20 protein-coding genes and 1 tRNA gene are annotated in these 19,363 nt (G+C 40.1%); 20 read left to right on the top strand and 1 reads right to left on the bottom strand.

Annotated features, from left to right (window positions below; genetic code table 11):
* The first annotated feature begins 1 nt into the window (after nt 1).
* From hisD to QNH48_RS25740, 13 genes are all read left to right on the top strand, one after another.
* A complete protein-coding gene (hisD, locus tag QNH48_RS25800) occupies nt 2–1,273 on the top strand; it encodes a histidinol dehydrogenase (protein WP_283952544.1) in 1,272 nt (423 codons plus the stop codon).
* Nucleotides 1,274–1,295: 22 nt separating this feature from the next.
* On the top strand, nt 1,296–1,883 hold the full coding sequence (gene hisB, locus QNH48_RS25795; RefSeq protein ID WP_095246659.1) for an imidazoleglycerol-phosphate dehydratase HisB: 588 nt from the start codon (nt 1,296–1,298) through the stop codon (nt 1,881–1,883).
* On the top strand, nt 1,884–2,510 hold the full coding sequence (gene hisH / locus QNH48_RS25790) for an imidazole glycerol phosphate synthase subunit HisH (RefSeq protein WP_283952543.1): 627 nt from the start codon (nt 1,884–1,886) through the stop codon (nt 2,508–2,510).
* Nucleotides 2,507–3,235, top strand: a complete 729-nt coding sequence (gene hisA, locus QNH48_RS25785; RefSeq protein ID WP_283952542.1) for a 1-(5-phosphoribosyl)-5-[(5-phosphoribosylamino)methylideneamino]imidazole-4-carboxamide isomerase — start codon at nt 2,507–2,509, stop codon at nt 3,233–3,235. The genes hisH and hisA overlap by 4 nt, the downstream gene beginning before the upstream one ends.
* The gene (gene hisF, locus QNH48_RS25780) at nt 3,232–3,993 is read left to right on the top strand and encodes an imidazole glycerol phosphate synthase subunit HisF (protein WP_133369069.1); all 762 of its coding nucleotides are present in this window, start codon (nt 3,232–3,234) and stop codon (nt 3,991–3,993) included. The genes hisA and hisF overlap by 4 nt, the downstream gene beginning before the upstream one ends.
* A complete protein-coding gene (hisIE, locus tag QNH48_RS25775) occupies nt 3,990–4,607 on the top strand; it encodes a bifunctional phosphoribosyl-AMP cyclohydrolase/phosphoribosyl-ATP diphosphatase HisIE (RefSeq protein ID WP_283952541.1) in 618 nt (205 codons plus the stop codon). The genes hisF and hisIE overlap by 4 nt, the downstream gene beginning before the upstream one ends.
* Nucleotides 4,608–4,789: 182 nt before the next feature.
* A complete protein-coding gene (locus QNH48_RS25770; protein ID WP_283952540.1) occupies nt 4,790–6,283 on the top strand; it encodes a tetratricopeptide repeat protein in 1,494 nt (497 codons plus the stop codon).
* A 247-nt stretch (nt 6,284–6,530) separates the two neighbouring features.
* Nucleotides 6,531–7,481 carry a thioredoxin-disulfide reductase gene (gene trxB, locus QNH48_RS25765; protein ID WP_095246665.1) on the top strand — a complete coding sequence of 317 codons (951 nt, stop codon included), beginning with the start codon at nt 6,531–6,533 and terminating at the stop codon, nt 7,479–7,481.
* A gap of 344 nt (nt 7,482–7,825) precedes the next feature.
* A complete protein-coding gene (locus tag QNH48_RS25760; protein WP_095246666.1) occupies nt 7,826–8,284 on the top strand; it encodes an NUDIX hydrolase in 459 nt (152 codons plus the stop codon).
* Between the two features lie 19 nt (nt 8,285–8,303).
* Nucleotides 8,304–9,197, top strand: a complete 894-nt coding sequence (gene rapZ / locus QNH48_RS25755) for an RNase adapter RapZ (RefSeq protein WP_095246667.1) — start codon at nt 8,304–8,306, stop codon at nt 9,195–9,197.
* Entirely contained in the window at nt 9,194–10,177 is a 984-nt protein-coding gene (locus QNH48_RS25750; protein ID WP_283952539.1) for a gluconeogenesis factor YvcK family protein, read from the top strand. Before rapZ ends, QNH48_RS25750 begins: the two co-directional genes overlap by 4 nt.
* 44 nt (nt 10,178–10,221) lie before the next feature.
* The gene (whiA, locus tag QNH48_RS25745) at nt 10,222–11,172 is read left to right on the top strand and encodes a DNA-binding protein WhiA (protein ID WP_283952538.1); all 951 of its coding nucleotides are present in this window, start codon (nt 10,222–10,224) and stop codon (nt 11,170–11,172) included.
* A 26-nt stretch (nt 11,173–11,198) separates the two neighbouring features.
* Complete coding sequence (locus QNH48_RS25740) at nt 11,199–11,456, top strand: HPr family phosphocarrier protein (protein WP_095246670.1); 258 nt, start codon at nt 11,199–11,201, stop codon at nt 11,454–11,456.
* 573 nt (nt 11,457–12,029) lie between these two features.
* Here QNH48_RS25740 and clpP read toward each other — a convergent pair.
* Nucleotides 12,030–12,635 (bottom strand): ATP-dependent Clp endopeptidase proteolytic subunit ClpP, encoded by a 606-nt coding sequence (gene clpP, locus QNH48_RS25735; RefSeq protein ID WP_095246672.1) that lies wholly within the window; start codon nt 12,633–12,635, stop codon nt 12,030–12,032.
* Nucleotides 12,636–12,834: 199 nt separating this feature from the next.
* Between clpP and QNH48_RS25730 the strand changes: the two genes are divergently transcribed.
* The 7 genes from QNH48_RS25730 (at nt 12,835) to QNH48_RS25700 (ending at nt 19,335) form a co-directional block, all read left to right on the top strand.
* Nucleotides 12,835–12,906 (top strand) — tRNA-Arg (locus QNH48_RS25730).
* A gap of 132 nt (nt 12,907–13,038) precedes the next feature.
* Nucleotides 13,039–14,040, top strand: coding sequence for a DUF3231 family protein (locus QNH48_RS25725; protein ID WP_283952537.1), 1,002 nt, complete (start codon nt 13,039–13,041; stop codon nt 14,038–14,040).
* Nucleotides 14,041–14,185: 145 nt separating this feature from the next.
* A complete protein-coding gene (gene rpoN / locus QNH48_RS25720) occupies nt 14,186–15,511 on the top strand; it encodes an RNA polymerase factor sigma-54 (RefSeq protein WP_283952536.1) in 1,326 nt (441 codons plus the stop codon).
* 13 nt (nt 15,512–15,524) lie between these two features.
* Entirely contained in the window at nt 15,525–15,782 is a 258-nt protein-coding gene (locus QNH48_RS25715; protein WP_283952535.1) for a glutaredoxin family protein, read from the top strand.
* A gap of 133 nt (nt 15,783–15,915) precedes the next feature.
* Complete coding sequence (locus QNH48_RS25710) at nt 15,916–16,938, top strand: sugar-binding transcriptional regulator (protein WP_283952534.1); 1,023 nt, start codon at nt 15,916–15,918, stop codon at nt 16,936–16,938.
* A gap of 50 nt (nt 16,939–16,988) precedes the next feature.
* Complete coding sequence (gene gap / locus QNH48_RS25705; RefSeq protein WP_133369077.1) at nt 16,989–17,996, top strand: type I glyceraldehyde-3-phosphate dehydrogenase; 1,008 nt, start codon at nt 16,989–16,991, stop codon at nt 17,994–17,996.
* 154 nt (nt 17,997–18,150) lie between these two features.
* Nucleotides 18,151–19,335 (top strand): phosphoglycerate kinase, encoded by a 1,185-nt coding sequence (locus QNH48_RS25700; protein WP_283952533.1) that lies wholly within the window; start codon nt 18,151–18,153, stop codon nt 19,333–19,335.
* Nucleotides 19,336–19,363: the final 28 nt, after the last annotated feature.

Below are 19,363 nucleotides of genomic sequence, written 5' to 3'. Positions count from 1 at the left end.
GATGAAAATAGTTAAAGTGAGTGACCTTGTTTCCATTAAACGGTCTATTGAATCGGGAACAACGGAGCAGTTAGCCGTAGTAAAAAAAATCATTTCGGAAATTCGTTCTGCTGGTGATGAAGCGTTACGAGCTTACACGGAAAAATTTGACCGGGTCACATTAGAATCTTTTATCGTTACTGAAAATGAAATAAATGAGGCATATGGTCAAGTAGATTCTGAGTTTATCTCGATTGTGAGAGAGGCTGCTGAAAATATCAGAAGCTTCCATGAAAAACAGTTGCGTCCTTCATGGATGACGACCGAAGAAAACGGCAGTATACTTGGTCAAAAAATCACTCCTCTTGACTCTGTTGGAGTATATGTCCCAGGGGGAACGGCAGCCTATCCTTCTTCGGTACTTATGAATGTCATTCCTGCAAAAGTAGCTGGAGTGAAAAGAATCGTGATGGTCTCACCTCCTGACAGCAATGGAAAACTTCCAGCAGCTGTGCTCGTTGCAGCAAAGGAAGCAGGAGTGAAAGAAATTTATAAAGTCGGCGGGGCTCAGGCCATTGGTGCATTGGCATATGGAACAGAATCTATTTCCCCTGTTGATAAAATTACAGGTCCAGGTAATATCTATGTTGCATTGGCGAAGCGAGAGGTTTTCGGTGATGTTGATATCGATATGATTGCCGGACCAAGTGAAATAGCGATTATCGCTGATGATTCTGCCCGGGCGGATGAGGTTGCGGCCGATTTGTTATCACAGGCAGAGCATGACCCACGTGCATGCAGTGTCCTTGTCACTCCTTCTATGGTTTTAGCGGAAGCGGTGGCAGTCGAGGTGGAGAAACAGCTGGCATTATTGCCGCGTAAGGAAATAGCTTCGAGATCAATTGCTGATTTTGGTGTAATCTATGTGACTTCATCCATTGAGGAAGCCGTTGAAACAGTGAATCAACTTGCCCCAGAACATCTTGAAATTCTGACCGAGAATGGAATGGAGCTGCTTGGGAAAATTCGTCATGCTGGTGCCATTTTTATTGGCCGTTATAGTTCAGAGCCAGTTGGCGACTATTTCGCAGGACCTAACCATGTACTGCCGACCAATGGGACGGCTAGATTTTCAAGTCCGTTGAATGTGGATGATTTTCAAAAGAAATCAAGTGTCATTATTTACAGTGAAAAAGCGTTAAAAGATAATGGAGAAAAAATCGTAAAATTTGCACGCATGGAAGGTCTTGAGGCTCATGCGCGTGCAGTAGAGTTAAGACTTAAAAATCAATAATTATTTGCTAGGGGGCCCTTCCATGGAAAGATACGCAAGCGTTGAACGAAATACAAATGAAACCCAAATCAGCTTATCATTAAACATTGATGGTGAAGGAAAGTCTGAACTTGAAACAGGAGTTCCATTCCTTAGCCATATGCTTGATTTATTCACGAAACACGGACAATTTAACCTCTCCGTTGACGCAAAAGGGGATATTGAGGTAGATGACCATCACACTACAGAGGATATCGGGATTTGTATTGGACAGGCATTGCGGGAGGCCCTTGGTGATAAAAAAGGAATTAAACGCTATGGAAATTCCTTTGTACCAATGGATGAAGCATTAGCCCAGGTGGTAGTGGACCTTAGTAATCGTCCACACCTTGAAATGCGTGCGGAGTTCCCAAATTCAAAGGTAGGTACGTTTGACACGGAGCTAGTTCATGAATTTTTATGGAAGCTTGCCCTTGAAGCGCGGATGAACCTTCATGTGATTGTTCATTACGGACACAATACTCACCACATGATTGAGGCTGTTTTTAAAGCACTTGGCCGGGCGCTTGACGAAGCAACAACCATTGACCCTCGCATCAAAGGAGTTCCGTCAACGAAAGGGATGTTGTAAATGATAGGAATTGTCGATTATGGTATGGGCAATCTCTTTAGTGTCAGTAAGGCTCTTGAACGGTTGAATGCTGAATATTTTATATCAGGAGACAAAGAGGAACTCCTTCGTGCTGATGCCTTACTGCTACCAGGTGTAGGTTCTTTCCGTGATGCGATGGAGGTACTTCAGGTTGATACGATTAAGGAGTTCGTGGAAACTGGGAAACCTCTACTTGGGATATGCCTTGGTATGCAGCTTTTGTTTGAAGATAGTGATGAAAATGGTTTAACAAAGGGACTAGGATTATTGCCCGGAAGTGTACGCCGTTTTCCTGGCAAAACCCCGGCGGGAGAAACATACAAGGTCCCGCATATGGGCTGGAACAAACTTGAATTCGTTAAATCCTCTCCGCTATTGGAAGGTTTAGAAGAGGATTATGTGTATTTTGTTCATTCTTACTATGTGAGTGCAGACAATTCAGAGGTGCTTCTGGCAAAAGCCAATTACCAGGAAGAAGTATCTGCCGTTGTGGGCAAGGATAATATATTCGGAATGCAGTTTCATCCTGAAAAAAGCAGTAAGCTTGGGATGGCGCTGCTGAATAATTTTTTGAAATTAGTTGAAGAAAGGAAGGCAGTACGATGACACTCACGATTTATCCAGCAATTGATATGCGCGGCGGGAATTGCGTACGCCTTCTTCAAGGCGATTATGATAAAGAAACGATTTATGGTGATTCACCTTTTGATATGGCTCGAGCGTTTGCAGTAGATGGAGCGGAATGGATACATATGGTTGACCTCGACGGAGCAAAGGATGGCCAACGGATTAATGATCGTTTTGTCATTGAAGCAGCCCAGAAGCTAAAGGTAAAAGTACAAATTGGCGGCGGGATTCGTTCTGAGGAAGATATCCTTCATTATTTGGAAAATGGGATTACACGCGTGATTATTGGCAGTATTGCTGTTTCCAATCCGGAATTTGCGATTGACATGATTAAGAAGTACGGTGAACAGATTGTTGTTGGTATCGATGCTAAGAATGGTTATGTGGCAACACATGGGTGGCTGACTACCTCTGAAGTGAAGGCTGTAGACCTAAGCAAACGCTTTGCTGACGCTGGTGCTGGGACGTTTATTTTTACCGACATTGCAACGGATGGCACGCTTTCTGGCCCTAATATTGCTGCTGTTTGTGAAATGGCAGAGATCACGGGAAAAACGGTGATAGCTTCTGGCGGAGTGAGCAGCTTAGCAGATTTGAGTGCGCTTAATGCGGAGGGAGTGAAAGGGGCAATTGTTGGGAAGGCCCTTTATGAAAACCGATTCACATTAAAGGAAGCACTTGCCATTGGCGGGGTGAGAAAATGACATTAACGAAACGAATTATCCCCTGCCTTGATGTAAAAGAAGGAAGAGTTGTCAAAGGAATTCAATTTGTTCAGCTTCGGGATGCCGGCGACCCAGTAGAATTAGCGAGATTTTATGATGAGCAAGGAGCAGATGAGCTTGTATTCCTTGATATATCAGCTTCTGTAGAAGGACGAAAAACCATGGTCGAAGTAGTTAAGTCTGTTGCTTCGGAGCTTGCTATTCCTTTTACAGTCGGCGGCGGTATTAATTCTTTAGAGGATATGAAACGAATTCTCCGTGCCGGTGCTGATAAGGTGTCATTAAATACGGCAGCGGTTTTAAATCCTGAACTTATTTCTGAAGGGGCAGGTTACTTTGGAACACAGTGTATTGTGGTTGCCATTGATGCGAAGTATGATGAAGAGATTGGAACATGGCGTGTGTATACACATGGCGGCAGGACACCTACGGAGCGCAAAGTAATAGAATGGGCAAAAGAAGCTGCTGAACTTGGTGCAGGTGAAATCTTACTGACCAGTATGGATAGTGATGGTGAGAAAAATGGCTTTGATCTAAAGCTGACAAAAGCGGTGAGTGAGGCAGTGACGATTCCAGTGATAGCTTCAGGCGGTGCTGGAAATGCCAGTCATTTTGAAGAGGCTTTTGTAAAGGGAAAAGCAGACGCTGCCCTTGCAGCTTCTATTTTTCATTATAAAGAAACTTCAGTTCATGAAGTGAAAAGCTATTTGCAAGAGAAGGGAGTGAGTGTCCGATGAACATTCGTTTTGATGAAAAAGGATTAGTACCTGCTATCGTACAGGACGCCGATACAAAAGAAGTATTAACATTAGCTTATATGAATCAGGAATCACTGACAAAAACGCTAGAAACAGGAGAAACATGGTTCTTCAGCCGCTCCCGTCAGGAGCTTTGGCATAAAGGAGCAACAAGTGGGAACACTCAGTCTGTTGTAAGTGTGAAATATGACTGCGACCAGGATGCTGTTCTTGTGCTGGTGCAGCCGAAGGGTCCTGCCTGTCATACTGGAGCTGTGAGCTGCTTCACAGAGGGAGTTGTTACAGAAAGAGCGACTTCCAGCCTAACTGACTATCAAATCTTACATTCATTAGAGAACCTGATTATCGAACGAGAAAAAGAGCGTCCAGAAGGGGCGTATACAACCTACTTATTCGAAAAAGGCGTCGATAAAATCTTGAAAAAAGTCGGTGAAGAAGCTTCCGAGGTCATCATCGCAGCCAAAAACCGCGACAAAGAAGAACTGAAATGGGAAGCCGCCGACCTCCTCTACCACCTACAAGTCTTATTAGTCGAACAAGGACTGCCGTTTAAAGAAGTGTTGAAAACATTAGAAGAAAGACATAAAAGATAAATTGGTGATGTCACCGCTTAGCGGTGACAGGCACCAAATATGCAAAAACACGCTGTTATGCAGCGTGTTTTTGCATATGAAGGAAATTCCAATTTTAGCAATGCCGTTCTATCCCTTCTCGTACTGGCGCCTATTGTGGTATACTACATAAGTTAGTTTATTGTGTATAGATGGAGGTCTCCATGATTAAAGACTCGAAAGCAAGAATTCAAAAGGGAAAGATCCTGTCATTTGTTCCGACTGGGGAATATTATTTCACGAAGGGTATTAAAGCATACCATCGCCGTGATTTTAAAAAAGCTAAAAAATATCTTCAACGGGCGATGCAGCTGGAGCCGGGTGAACCGATGATAACCTGTCAGCTTGCCATAGTATCAACCGAACTTGGTGAGTTTGAAAATTCTAATCGACTCTTGCATTTAATCCTTGAAGATCTTGATGAAGAAATGGCTGAATGTCATTATTTTTTAGCAAATAATTATGCCCATTTGGGTTTCTTTAAAGATGCGTATCATCATGCAAATATGTATTTGGAATTAGAACCTAATGGTGATTTTAGCGAAGATACAGAAGATCTTCTAGAGCTCCTTTCGTTTGAAGCGGATGGCTTAGAAGATGAACTTTATGAACAAGACGATCTGATTATTAAGCAGGAGCAGGCTCGTGATTTATTGGAATCTGGATATTTCCCAAAAGCGATTGAGCTCTTAAAGGATGTCGTTGAAGCATACCCAGAATATTGGTCTGCTTATAACAACTTAGCTCTCGCCTATTTTTATTTAGGAAAAGCCAAAAAAGCAGAGTCTATTCTCGACGATGTATTGGAAAGAAATCCAGGAAATCTGCATGCCTTGTGTAATCGGCTTGTTTTTGCCCATTACCAAGGAAAGACGAAAGCTGTAACACGCTTAATGGATTCCTTAAAGAAAATTCAGCCGATGATGATTGACCATCAATTTAAATTGGGGGCAACCTTTGCTTTAATTGGTGAATATGAATCTGCGTACTTTTGGCTGAAGAAGCTTTATAAAAACGGTTTTGACGGTGACGGTCCATTCTATTATTGGCTATCCTACTCGTCTTACTTTACTAACCACGAGAACTTTGCGCGAAATATTTGGAAAGTAGCTCTTGAACATAACCCTGATAAAGAAGGGTTTGAGCCTTGGAATGTGGAAAAACCAGTTGCAAATGGATTTGAGGATCACGCTGGTTCTATTTTTCAAAAACTAGAAAGTGATTATATTGAAGAACGATTATTTGCCATTTTCTTAGCTTCGGTTTCAGGAAAAACAGAAGAAATCTTCACTTCTAAACGTTATCACCAAAATCAAAAGCTTACATCAATGGAAAAAAATTATGTTTCTTTAGTTAGGTCAGGAACTCCTTCCTCCATAAAAGCCGCACAGGAAATCGCTGAGGTCCTGTATGAGAAACATCAGCCAATCGGAACAATTGAGTCTGGATTATATTTATTGTGGTTTTCTGTGTTTGTGGAAATTTTCAAGTCACAGATTACCTTGAATAACAAACGTGCTTGGGCTGGAGCAATGGAATATGTCTGGTATAAGAAAATCAATGAAAAAGTGTCACAGCAAGAAATTGCCAAACGCTATGATATCTCACCAGCAACGATTGGAAAATATGTAAAGATCGTGAATAAACATCTAAACTGAGCAGATTTTTGGACTATATGGCAATTGTTTTATACGATTAAGTAGGGAATACTATACTTAATCGTATTTTTTTATATATTATATCTAGCTGCAGCGCCTAGGGGCTCGGGGGAAAATGAAAACCCACTTTTTCCTCGGTCATAAGCCAATCCGTCAAGAAGGTTAAAGAACAACCTTTATGCCGGCTCGTCTTATGCCTGTCGCCCCTGACCAAGGCGCTTCCGCTTTTAAATAAGGAGTGACAAATATGTCTGAGGAAAAAATTTATGATGTGATTATCGCTGGTGCAGGTCCTGCTGGGATGACAGCTGCTGTTTATACATCTCGTGCAAATCTTTCTACACTTATGATTGAACGTGGTATGCCTGGTGGTCAAATGGCCAACACTGAGGATGTTGAAAACTATCCGGGTTTTGAAAGTATCCTAGGTCCTGAACTTTCTACAAAAATGTTTGAACATGCGAAAAAGTTTGGCGCGGAATATGCTTATGGCGATATTAAAGAAATTATCGACAATGGTGATGTTAAAACGGTTGTTGCAGGTTCAAAGCAATATAAAGCTTATTCTGTCATTATTTCTGCAGGTGCTGAATACAAAAAGGTAGGAGTACCAGGGGAGAAGGAACTTAGCGGCCGCGGTGTATCCTATTGTGCCGTTTGTGATGGAGCATTTTTTAAACAAAAGGAATTGTATGTTATTGGCGGCGGGGACTCTGCTGTTGAAGAAGGTGTTTATTTAACACGATTCGCTTCTAAAGTAACCATTGTCCACCGCCGTGATGAACTTCGTGCTCAGAAGATTCTTCAAGACCGTGCATTTGCAAATGAAAAAATTGACTTCATTTGGAATCATACCATTAAGTCGATTAATGATAAGGATGGAAAAGTAGGCAGTGTAACCCTTGTTTCCACTCAAAATGGTGAGGAGCAGGAGCTTCCTGCAGATGGTGTGTTTATCTATATCGGAATGATCCCGTTATCTAAACCATTTTCGAACTTAGGTATTACCAATGAAAATGGCTATATCGAAACAAATGAGCTAATGGAAACAAAAGTACCAGGGATTTTTGCAGCGGGAGATATTCGTGAGAAAACCTTAAGACAAATTGTTACTGCTACGGGTGATGGCAGTATAGCCGCACAAAGTGCACAGCACTATATAGAAGAACTCAAAGAAGAATTAAAAATTAAGCAGTAAATTTACAAATTTTTCATAAACGTAATCCTGTTTTAATTCTGTTGTAACAGTAGTGAAATATTTATAAGGTAGAATGTAAATAAGAATTGACCCCCTTTAAAATATTCACTTGGTGCACAGGCTTTTAAAGCCTGTGCTATTTTTTTACATATTTTTAACAAAATTAAGAAATCTGATTTCATTGTGACCGCTTACCAAAAGGAGTATAATAAGAGGAATAAATATGCGCATTTTACGATATTACTGAGCATGTACTATATAAACAAGAATAAGTTTTTAACTTTGAGAATTGTCTAGCGCAAGCAGCCTAGGGGCTTCCGCTTTTCTTGAAAAGGGTGAGTGTTGTGCAGCGAGTCACCAATTGTGTGTTAATTAGAGATAATCAAGTATTGATGTTGAAAAAACCGCGCAGGGGCTGGTGGGTGGCACCAGGCGGCAAAATGGAACCTGGTGAATCTGTTCGTGACTCCTGTATTCGTGAGTACCGTGAAGAAACTGGAATCTACTTAAAAAACCCACAATTGAAGGGTATTTTTACGTTCATAATGAAAGAAAATGATCAAGTGCTATCCGAATGGATGATGTTTACTTTTTTTGCAACCGATTCTGATGGAATGCAGGTGGACGAATCAGATGAAGGGAAGCTTGAATGGCAGCCGCTCGATCAACTAAAAAACCTGCCAATGGCGGCGGGAGACTATCATATTATCGATTACATGATTCATGGAAATGGTATTATTTACGGTACTTTTACTTATACGAAGGATTTTCAACTAATCAGTTATCGATTAGATCCAAGCTAATTTGAGGGGGGAAAAGTGAATGAGTACCGGAGCTACAAATGAAACGCAAATGGTTATCATTACGGGGATGTCTGGAGCTGGGAAAACAGTTGCGATCCAGAGTTTAGAGGATTTAGGTTTTTTCTGTGTGGATAATCTGCCTCCGACTCTGCTTCCAAAATTTCTTGAACTTATGAAGGAATCTGGGAATAAAATGAATAAAGTGGCATTAGTTATGGATTTAAGAGGTAGAGAGTTCTTTGATCATTTATTTAAAGCGCTCGATGAACTTGCAGAAACTTCATGGGTGAGTCCACAAATATTGTTTTTAGATGCAGATGATTCAACGTTGGTTCGAAGGTATAAGGAAACAAGGAGATTTCATCCGCTGGCACAATCTGGATTACCTTTAGAAGGTATCAAATTAGAGCGGGAGCTTCTTGATGAATTAAAGGGCAGGGCCCAGCTTATTTATAACACATCGCAAATGAAACCACGTGAATTACGTGAAAAGATTATTACTGAATTTACTTCTAATAACCAATCAATTTTTACTGTCAATGTCATGTCATTTGGATTTAAGTATGGTATTCCAATCGATGCCGATCTTGTTTTTGATGTACGTTTCCTGCCTAATCCTCATTATATCGATCACATGAGACCTAAAACAGGTTTAGACGAAGATGTTTCTAGTTACGTTTTAAAATGGAATGAAACGCATAAATTCTTAGAGAAGGTCACTGATTTACTCAGCTTTATGCTTCCCCACTATAAACGGGAAGGAAAAGCGCAGCTTGTAATCGCAATAGGCTGTACCGGCGGGCAGCACCGCTCCGTAACGCTGGCAGAGTATCTTGCAAAACATTTTGAAAGTGATTATAAGACACTGGTTTCACATCGTGACATTGAGAGGAGAAAGGATAAAACGACATGAGCGAGTTAGGACAGCCAAGAATCGTCATCATTGGTGGAGGAACAGGATTGCCTGTTTTATTACGGGGATTAAAACAATATCCAGTTGATATTACCGCCATTGTGACGGTTGCGGATGATGGCGGAAGTTCAGGTAGGCTCCGTGAAGACCTGCAAATTCCACCGCCAGGAGATATCCGAAATGTGTTAGCTGCTTTATCAGATGTTGAACCGCTTGTTGAAGAGATGTTTCAGCACCGTTTTAAGACCTCCAATGAATTATCGGGACATTCACTTGGTAATTTGATATTAGCTGCAATGACATCGATTACCGGTAACTTTGTCCATGCGATTCAAGAAATGAGTAAGGTTTTAAATGTTCGAGGCAAGGTCCTGCCAGCAGCAAACCAGAGTGTTGTTCTTCATGCAGAAATGGAAGATGGGACAGTCGTATCTGGAGAATCGAAGATTCCCTATTCTGGAAAAAAAATAAAAAAAGTATTTTTAACACCCGAGGTGATTACTCCACTGCCTGAATCGATTCAAGCCATTAGACATGCAGATCTAATTATAATAGGACCAGGCAGTTTATATACGAGTATCTTACCTAATTTACTTGTACCAAGATTAGGTGAAGAGGTTTGCAGGTCACATGCCAAAAAGGTGTATATATGCAATTTGATGACACAAGCGGGTGAAACACACGGTTTTACTGCGAGTGATCATGTAAAGGCTATTTATGATCATATGGCATGTGCATTTATGGATACCATGCTTATTAATGACAAAGAAATTCCTGAAGATATTCAACTTCGCTATAACGAAGAACTGGCGAATCCTGTCAACTATGATTTGGACCGTATTTTTGAGCTTGGACTGGAAGTGGTTCATGCAGACATTGCAATACAGGAAAATGGTGCACTTAGACATGACCCGAAAAAGGTGGCAAAAATTTTATATAATTTGCTCATAAGTGAAACCAAAAAGAGGTATGAAGCGTAATAATAGTGTCCGGCTTAAAAACCTGGATAAAAGGGGGTGAAGGGATGTCTTTCGCTTCGGAAACGAAAAAAGAATTAACGAATTTGGAGACAAAGCCATGCTGTGTTCGAGCTGAACTCTCTGCTCTCATACGGATGAATGGTTCTATGTCCTTTTCCAACCGTAAGTTAATTGTGGATATTCAAACTGAAAATGCAGCGATAGCTAGAAGGATTTATACATTAATAAAAAAGAGCTATGATGTTCAAGTTGAACTGCTTGTTCGAAAGAAAATGAGACTAAAAAAGAACAATGTTTACATTGTCCGTTTATCTCAACGGGCTAAGGAAATACTGGAGGATATGAAAATCCTGGGTGACGGATTTACCTTCATCCATGATATATCTAGTGAACTTGTGAAAAAGAAATGTTGTAAACGTTCTTATTTACGTGGTGCGTTTCTTGCTGGAGGTTCCGTAAATAATCCGGAAACTTCATCTTATCATTTGGAAATTGCTTCGCTATATAAGGAACATAACGATTCCTTATGCGAGTTAATGAATAAATTTGGTCTTAATAGCAAGACGCTAGAACGAAAAAAAGGTTTTATTACTTACTTAAAAGAAGCAGAAAAAATTACTGAGTTTTTAAATATTGCCGGTGCTGTCAATGCTCTTCTTCGTTTTGAAGATGTGCGGATTGTAAGAGATATGAGAAATTCAGTTAATCGACTGGTTAATTGTGAAACAGCGAACTTAAATAAGACCATAGGCGCTTCCATTCGTCAGGTTGAAAATATTCGCTATATTAATGAAACGGTCGGGTTAAATATTTTGCCTGATAAGTTAAGAGAAATTGCTGAACTCCGTCTCCATTACACGGATGTGACCCTGAAAGAACTAGGGGAGATGGTTACAGGAGGCACGATTAGTAAATCGGGAATTAATCATCGGTTAAGAAAGATAGATGAAATCGCTGATAAATTGCGGATAGGTGAAATGGCTACAAGAAAATAGAGGAAAATTATGAGGAGGATTTTGAAATGCTAGAGAAACAAGTAGAAGTTAAATTGAAAACGGGTCTTCAAGCGCGACCAGCAGCATTATTTGTTCAGGAGGCAAACCGCTTTTCAGCAGATATTTTTTTAGAGAAAGATGGTAAAAAAGTAAATGCAAAAAGCATAATGGGCTTAATGAGCTTGGCTGTCGGATCAGGAGTAGTGGTTAATATTGTTGCTGATGGCGATGATGAAGAAAGAGCAGTCGATGCATTGTCTAATTTTGTTCAAAATGAACATTAATAAAAAGAGTTTGACCTAAAATTGGTCAAACTCTTTTTATTTGACAGGCACTGTTAAACGGGTCTGTTGATTTTTGCTTCACTAAGGAAAGGCTTCTTAGATTAATCACCGCAGTGACAGCCGGTCTGTGCCTGTCACGAGGCGCCTCGCTTTCCGCAGGCGGTTCGGTAAGCCTGTCTAACTGCAGCGCCTAGCCCCTCGAGTCGCTTCGGTCCCAACGTTGAAGTCAAAGAACGACTTCATCGTCAGGCCCTCCAGCGCTTGTCGGGGCTGTACAAGGCGCTTCCGCTTTTCCTACTCCTCGGCGCTAAGAGATAAGCGGGGTCTCCCCTGTCCTGTCCTCCTGCAGGACATTGAATTACATCCTCGAATCTGCCCACGCACGAAGAAAATGCGATAGCATTTTCGAGGAGTCTCGCGCCTTCCGCACAAATCAACAGAGTGCCAAAATTAATAATAAGCTTTAACATAGCCCATTTGATAAAGGTACCTGGTCATTTGCGCTTCAGGTGCTTCGCTTTCGGCAGGCGGTACGAAAAAAGCAGCCGGACGAATCATCGGCTGCTTTCCTTTTTATTTTTCTTTCTTTTCTTCTGCAAGGCTTCTTGTGATAATGTGATCAACAAGACCGTATTCTTTTGCTCTTTCAGCTGTCATGAAGTTATCGCGGTCAGTGTCCTTTTGGATTACTTCAAGAGGCTGGCCAGTGCGCTCTGATAGGATTCCATTCAATTTTTCACGAAGGAATAGAATGCGCTTTGCTGCAATTTCAATCTCAGTCGCTTGACCTTGTGCTCCACCTAATGGCTGGTGAATCATTACTTCAGCATTTGGTAACGCATAACGTTTACCCTTTGTACCAGCAGCAAGTAAGAAGGCACCCATAGAAGCAGCCATACCGATACAAATGGTTTGAACATCTGGCTTAATGAACTGCATGGTATCAAAGATGGCCATACCAGCTGTAATACTGCCGCCAGGGCTGTTAATGTAAATGGATATATCCTTTTCAGGGTTTTCCGCCTCTAAGAATAATAATTGTGCAACAATGCTGTTTGCTACATGATCATCAATACCACTGCCAAGCATGATAATGCGGTCTTTTAAGAGACGAGAATAGATATCGTATGCTCTCTCTCCGCGGTTTGTTTGTTCAATAACTGTAGGAATCAAGTTCATTTTTCTTCCTCCTTTAAGTGTGAAAGGTTATTAATATGTATAGTTAATGATACACTGATGGTCAATTAAGGTCAAACAATTCGCCTTTATATTTGTTCGACAATCTTCACTTTTCCATCATAACCAATGAGTGCTTTTTTAAACCTATCAGAGTTGCAAAGTTTCGCAAATTGGCATATAATATGTAAGTCGCATATTTGCGCTCGTGGTGCAACGGATAGCACGTAAGATTCCGGTTCTTAAAATGGGGGTTCGATTCCCTCCGAGCGCGTCATCCAAAACAGAGCTCCTACGCTTTAAAAGCGTGGGGGCTTTTTTCGTATAGTCATTTGTCTTGAAACATGAATAAAGCACCTTTCTGAAGGGAATCTTTCATATAGGACATATAAGGAGGCTTTCATTGATGGTTAAGCGCAGTATTAGGTTATCTAGTGCGGAGATTGGCGGTTTATGGGCTACCTTTATCCAAGATAATATGACGATTTGTTTAGTAAAATACTTTCTTTATCACAATCAGGATGAAGAAATTAAACCTCTTTTGGAAAAAGCGCTTAAGACTGCTGAAAACCATATTCAACAAATTTCCGTTATTTTTACGAAGGAGAATATCCCCTTACCAGATTCGTTTACGGACGAGGATATTAATTATTCAGCGCCGCCTTTGTTCTATGATATGTTCGGGCTTACCTTTGTTTATATGATGAATCGGCTGGGAATGATTAACGCTGGTTTCCTGACAGCGAATGTTGCAAGAGAAGATGTTCTGAATTTCTACGTAACTACCGTTAATGAAGCATCCTTATTATATAAGGCATCGACTGAACTCATGCTGTCAAAGGGTACATATGATCGACCTCCTATGATTCCCTATCCCAAGCAGGTAGCATACATTGAGAAGCTTTCCTATCTAAGCGGGATGATAAAGAAAAGACCATTAAATGCAATTGAAATAACAGAAATCTTTTTTAATCTCGAACGCAATTATTTTTCCATGCTTCTATGTACGGCGTTACTCCAGGTTGTCGACGACAAAGAAATAAAGGAGTTTATTAAAGAGGGAAAGGAAATTTCAGAAAAGCAAATAAGAGTATTTCATGAAATTCTAGTAAAAGAACAACTTCTTGGTATTACCTCAACCAATATGGAAGTAACCGATTCAACTGTGCTTCCTTTTTCGAATAAACTAATTGTTACCTTATTTGATGCTTTGAATGGCATCGATATTACGTTGCTTGGCCACGCGGTGTCCGTGTCGATGCGAACAGATTTGGTGGCCAATTATCAAAAATTTATAGCAGAAATTTTGATTTATGCTGGTAAAGGGTTTAATTTATTAGTTGATCGCGGATGGCTACAGCAGCCCCCGATGGCACCCAATCGAAAGGAACTTGAAAATATGAAATGAGGAGAAAAAGGCTTGTTCCACGCAAGCCTTTTTTGAGTTTAGTGACCTAAAAAGTGATAATAACCACCTAAAGTCAAGTTACCCAGATTTTTTCCATTCACCAATTCTCTATTATCCTGTAAAATAGAAAAAGGGGGGTTAGGAAATGGACTTAAAAGCAGGTTTATGGCAGCAACAATCTTTGAAATTGGCAATGACGCAGGAATTAACACAAGCGATTGCACTTTTACAATATTCAGCCCAAGAGCTTTCCTCTTTTTTAGAAAACAAGGCGCTTGAAAATCCCCTGCTCCAAGTTGAGAATAACAACATTCAGCCTATTAACCCATTAATAGACCGCAATCGGCGGAAACATACGAGGAATACGGAAAATGAGTGGATTGAACAAATTGCAGCAAAGTCGTCCTCAATTGAAGAACAATTGCTAAATCAACTTAATCTTCATAAATACTCTAGTATTCAATTAAATATAATTAAACATTTGATTCAGAATCTAGATGTAAACGGATACTTAGCCTCTGAACCAGAGGATATCGCAGATAAATTAGGTGTCCACTTGGAACTGGTTGAAGAGAGCGTAATTGTGATTCAGGCCTTGGAGCCTGCAGGAATCGGGGCCAGGAACCTTCAGGAATGTTTATTAATTCAAGTCGAACGGGAAAACCTTAAAGATGATTTAGCGCTAACGATTCTATCGGACTACTTCGTACCGTTTGCTGAAAAGAAATGGAAGAAAATTGCAAAAGAGTTGGAAATTCCCTTGCAAAAGATACAAGAAGTATTTGATACCATACAGAATCTTAATCCACGGCCAGGTGCACTATTAGAGCAGGAAAATGCATCCTATATTATCCCAGATGTGATTGTTGAAAGAATCGGTGATCAGTTTTCCGTACGATTGTGTGATGACATTATCCCTAAAATTAGCTTTAACGATCACTATTACCAAAAATTTAATGCAAACCAGGATTCACAGGTTGGTCGGTTTTTGCAGGAAAAGGTACAGGATTATCAGTGGATACAGAGGAGTATTGAGCAACGAAAAGAAACCTTAACAAGAGTGGCAGGGAAAATTGTTGAAAAGCAGACGCTTTTTCTTCAAAAAGGGCGTGAATACCTTGTTCCAATGACCATGAAGGAAATCGCAGTTGAGCTAGATATTCATGAATCCACTGTAAGCCGAGCAGTAAAGGATAAATACGTTCAGACTCCGGTTGGAACCTTTTCGTTAAAATCTTTTTTTACAAGTACAATTCAAACGGTTTCAAATGAAAATACTTCCTCTAGTCAGGTGAAAAACGCTATAGCTGCCATGATTGAAAAAGAAAACAAACAGAGACCGTTATCTGATCAAGAAATAGTGGAAAAACTAATGAGTACCCAAGGAATCGTGGTTTCAAGGCGAACCATCGCTAAGTATCGAGATCAGTTGGGAATTCATTCTTCATCCAAAAGAAAAAGGTTTGATTGAAAGGAAATAAACTATGCCGCAAACAGTGATTACCTTTTATACTAGAAAACGCTGTCCACTTTGTGAGAAAGCAAAAAAATTAATCCTAGAATTACAGGAAGAATGGAACTTTACTTTAGAGGAATTTGATATTGATGAGAGTGATGAACTAACGGAGCTGTATGGTATTATGATTCCTGTTGTTCATATTAATGGAGAAGAAGCTGCTTTTGGAATAATTAACAAAATTGACATAAGTAACCGTTTGCAAGAAAAGTTACAAAACTTTTAAGTTGAAATAGGTTTTCACTCCTGTTAGAATGTAAATTGTTAGCAGGGGTGATTTTTTTTCGATGATGTGGGACATAATTTGTCTAGGGTGGACATTTTATGACCAGTTACATATAATAAAGGAGCAAGATGTTATGCAATCACTCATCGATATTCAGAAAAGATTATTACCTGATCTCCTTCAAGTGCTACATAAACGATATTCTATCCTTAGGCATATTGGTTTTATGCAGCCCGTTGGAAGAAGAAGTCTTGCTAACAATCTTGGCTATACAGAACGAGTCCTTCGCAGTGAAGTTGATTTCCTAAAGGAACAAAATCTTGTTTCCATTAACAATATTGGAATGAATTTGACCCTTGAAGGGAAAAATTTACTGGAAGACTTAGAAGAAATGATACGCGAGTTAATTGGAATTGATGTAATGGAACTGGAGTTGAAGCACCGCCTTAAAATTCGTAAGGTAGTGATTGTTCCGGGTAACAGTGATGAGTCCCTAATGGTGAAGGATGACCTGGGTAAGGCCAGTGCAATTTGCATGAAAAACAACTTAACAGGAAAAAATATTATCGCTGTAACTGGCGGCTCAACCATGGCAGCAGTCGCAAATGTACTTACACCAGAGCTTGGTAAAAAGGATTTACTTTTTGTTCCTGCTCGTGGCGGCATTGGTGAGGATGTTCAAAACCAGGCAAATACCATTAGCTCGATTATGTCAAAGAATACAGGGTCGAAACATCGTGTATTCTATGTTCCAGACCAAGTTAGTAACGAAATTTATGAATCCCTGATTAAAGAGCCAGAAATCCATGAAGTGTTAAATTTAATTAAATCGGCAAGCATGGTTCTTCATGGTATAGGGGACGCTATTACAATGGCTGAAAGAAGAAAGTCAAAACCTGAGGTTAAGCAAAAGCTAGAATCTAATGCGGCAGTCGGTGAAGCATTCGGCTACTATTTTAACGAAAAAGGCGAAATTGTCCATAAAGTATTAACGATTGGACTTCAACTGGAAGACCTAGCACAGATTCCAAATGTGATTGCTGTTGCGGGCGGAGCTTCAAAGGCAAAAGCAATAATAGCATATATGAAAAAAGCACCACCTTCGACGATTTTAATCACAGATGAAGGTGCAGCAAGAAAGTTATTAAAAGGTTAATCCCTTTTTAAATATAAAAAACCTTTTTTCATTCCAAGGAGGAAATTACAATGACAGTAAAAGTTGGTATTAATGGTTTTGGACGTATTGGACGTAATGTGCTTCGTGCAGCACTAAACAATTCTAATGTTGAGATTGTTGCAATTAACGACTTAACAGATGCAAATATGCTTGCGCATCTTTTAAAATACGATACAGTTCATGGAACTCTTCAAGCAGATGTTAAAGTTGACGGAGAATACTTAATCGTTGGCGGCAAAAAGGTAAAGGTTCTTGCTGAACGCGATCCTGCACAACTTGGTTGGGGCGAGCTAGGTGTTGAAGTAGTGGTTGAATCAACAGGCCGTTTCACAAAGCGTGAAGACGCTGCGAAACACCTTGAAGCTGGTGCTAAAAAAGTAATCATCTCTGCTCCAGCAGATAACGAAGATATTACTATCGTAATGGGTGTTAACGAAGATAAATACGATGCAGCAAACCACCATGTATTATCTAATGCATCTTGTACAACAAACTGTCTAGCTCCTTTTGCAAAGGTATTGAACGATAACTTCGGAATTAAGCGTGGAATGATGACAACTGTACACTCTTATACAAATGACCAACAAATCCTTGATTTACCACACAAGGACTACCGTCGTGCGCGTGCAGCAGCTGAGAATATGATTCCAACATCAACCGGTGCGGCTAAAGCTGTTTCTCTTGTACTTCCTGAACTTAAAGGGAAATTAAATGGGATGGCAATGCGCGTTCCAACGCCAAACGTTTCTATTGTTGACTTAGTTGCAGAATTAGATAAGAACGTAACAGCTGAAGAAATAAACGCAGCATTCAGAACAGCAGCAGAAGGTCCATTAAAAGGAATTTTAGCATACAGTGAACTTCCATTAGTATCTAGCGATTATAACGGAAGCTCAGCTTCTTCTACAATCGATGCATTATCAACAATGGTTCTTGAAGGCAATATGGTTAAAGTATTATCTTGGTACGATAACGAAGTTGGTTACTCTAGCCGTGTTGTTGACCTAATTGGCTATATTGGACAAAAAGGACTATAATCCTAATTTCATTTAATTATTTGGCCATGATTGGTATTCCTATCATCTACAGGCTATAATAATTTATGGTATTTCAAAGGGGAGCGGGGAACATTCCCCCCTCCTTTTTTTATGTAAATTTCACTAGCTTTTTATTAAATAGGAGGCTTCTCGCATGAACAAGAAAACATTAAAAGATGTAGATGTAAAAGGAAAACGCGTTTTCTGCCGAGTTGATTTTAACGTACCTATGCAGGATGGGAAAATCACGGACGAAACAAGAATTCGCGCTGCAATACCTACTATCCAATACCTAATCGATCAAGGCGCAAAAGTAATCCTAGCAAGTCATTTTGGACGTCCAAAAGGCAAAGTTGTAGAGGAAATGCGCTTAACTCCAGTGGGTGTAAGACTTTCTGAACTTCTTGGCAAAAACGTACAAAAAGCTGATGAAGCTTTCGGTGATTCTGTTAAATCTTTAATAGAAACGATGAATGAAGGCGATGTTCTTCTTCTTGAAAACGTTCGTTTTTACCCTGGTGAAGAAAAGAATGATTCTGAACTGGCGAAATCCTTTGCAGAACTTGCTGATGTCTATGTAAATGATGCATTTGGTGCAGCACACAGAGCCCACGCTTCAACAGAAGGTATTGCACACCATCTACCTGCTGTATCCGGTCTTTTAATGGAAAAAGAGCTTGATGTACTAGGAAAAGCATTATCAAATCCGGAGCGTCCGTTTACTGCAATTATTGGCGGTGCAAAGGTGAAGGACAAAATTGGCGTTATTGAAAACCTTTTAGAAAAGGTTGATAACCTAATCATTGGCGGTGGACTTGCTTATACCTTTGTTAAGGCACAGGGACATGAAATCGGTAAATCCCTTCTTGAAGCAGATAAAATCGACTTAGCGAATTCCTTTATTGAAAAAGCAAAAGAAAAAGGTGTTAATTTCTACATACCTGTTGATGCGATTGTTGCTGATGATTTCTCGGCCGATGCGAATACTAAGGTAGTAGCTATTAATGAGATTCCTGCAGATTGGGAAGCTCTCGATATCGGTCCAAAAACAGCTGAAATTTATCGTGATGTTATTCAAAAATCAAAATTAGTGATTTGGAATGGACCTATGGGTGTGTTTGAAATCGATAAATTTGCTGGTGGTACAAAGGCAGTTGCACAAGCACTTGCTGAAGCAGAAGGTACATATTCAGTGATTGGCGGAGGAGACTCTGCAGCAGCAGTTGAGAAATTTGATTTAGCTGAAAAAATGAGTCATATTTCAACAGGCGGCGGTGCTTCACTTGAATTTATGGAAGGCAAAGAGCTTCCTGGAGTTGTAGCATTAAACGATAAATAATTTTTTACTGTTGTAAGGAAGGATGTGC

Origin of the sequence: Neobacillus sp. YX16, assembly GCF_030123505.1 — a bacterium.
Lineage (GTDB): Bacteria > Bacillota > Bacilli > Bacillales > Cytobacillaceae > Neobacillus.
This window is presented reverse-complemented; position numbering and strand designations above follow the sequence as displayed.

Coding starts and splice junctions, on each gene's coding strand:
- hisD (WP_283952544.1), top strand. CDS start 2: ATGAAAATAGTTAAAGTGAGTGACCTTGTTTCCATTAAACGGTCTATT.
- hisB (WP_095246659.1), top strand. CDS start 1,296: ATGGAAAGATACGCAAGCGTTGAACGAAATACAAATGAAACCCAAATC.
- hisH (WP_283952543.1), top strand. CDS start 1,884: ATGATAGGAATTGTCGATTATGGTATGGGCAATCTCTTTAGTGTCAGT.
- hisA (WP_283952542.1), top strand. CDS start 2,507: ATGACACTCACGATTTATCCAGCAATTGATATGCGCGGCGGGAATTGC.
- hisF (WP_133369069.1), top strand. CDS start 3,232: ATGACATTAACGAAACGAATTATCCCCTGCCTTGATGTAAAAGAAGGA.
- hisIE (WP_283952541.1), top strand. CDS start 3,990: ATGAACATTCGTTTTGATGAAAAAGGATTAGTACCTGCTATCGTACAG.
- QNH48_RS25770 (WP_283952540.1), top strand. CDS start 4,790: ATGATTAAAGACTCGAAAGCAAGAATTCAAAAGGGAAAGATCCTGTCA.
- trxB (WP_095246665.1), top strand. CDS start 6,531: ATGTCTGAGGAAAAAATTTATGATGTGATTATCGCTGGTGCAGGTCCT.
- rapZ (WP_095246667.1), top strand. CDS start 8,304: ATGAGTACCGGAGCTACAAATGAAACGCAAATGGTTATCATTACGGGG.
- QNH48_RS25750 (WP_283952539.1), top strand. CDS start 9,194: ATGAGCGAGTTAGGACAGCCAAGAATCGTCATCATTGGTGGAGGAACA.
- whiA (WP_283952538.1), top strand. CDS start 10,222: ATGTCTTTCGCTTCGGAAACGAAAAAAGAATTAACGAATTTGGAGACA.
- QNH48_RS25740 (WP_095246670.1), top strand. CDS start 11,199: ATGCTAGAGAAACAAGTAGAAGTTAAATTGAAAACGGGTCTTCAAGCG.
- clpP (WP_095246672.1), bottom strand. CDS start 12,635: ATGAACTTGATTCCTACAGTTATTGAACAAACAAACCGCGGAGAGAGA.
- QNH48_RS25725 (WP_283952537.1), top strand. CDS start 13,039: ATGGTTAAGCGCAGTATTAGGTTATCTAGTGCGGAGATTGGCGGTTTA.
- rpoN (WP_283952536.1), top strand. CDS start 14,186: ATGGACTTAAAAGCAGGTTTATGGCAGCAACAATCTTTGAAATTGGCA.
- QNH48_RS25715 (WP_283952535.1), top strand. CDS start 15,525: ATGCCGCAAACAGTGATTACCTTTTATACTAGAAAACGCTGTCCACTT.
- QNH48_RS25710 (WP_283952534.1), top strand. CDS start 15,916: ATGCAATCACTCATCGATATTCAGAAAAGATTATTACCTGATCTCCTT.
- gap (WP_133369077.1), top strand. CDS start 16,989: ATGACAGTAAAAGTTGGTATTAATGGTTTTGGACGTATTGGACGTAAT.
- QNH48_RS25700 (WP_283952533.1), top strand. CDS start 18,151: ATGAACAAGAAAACATTAAAAGATGTAGATGTAAAAGGAAAACGCGTT.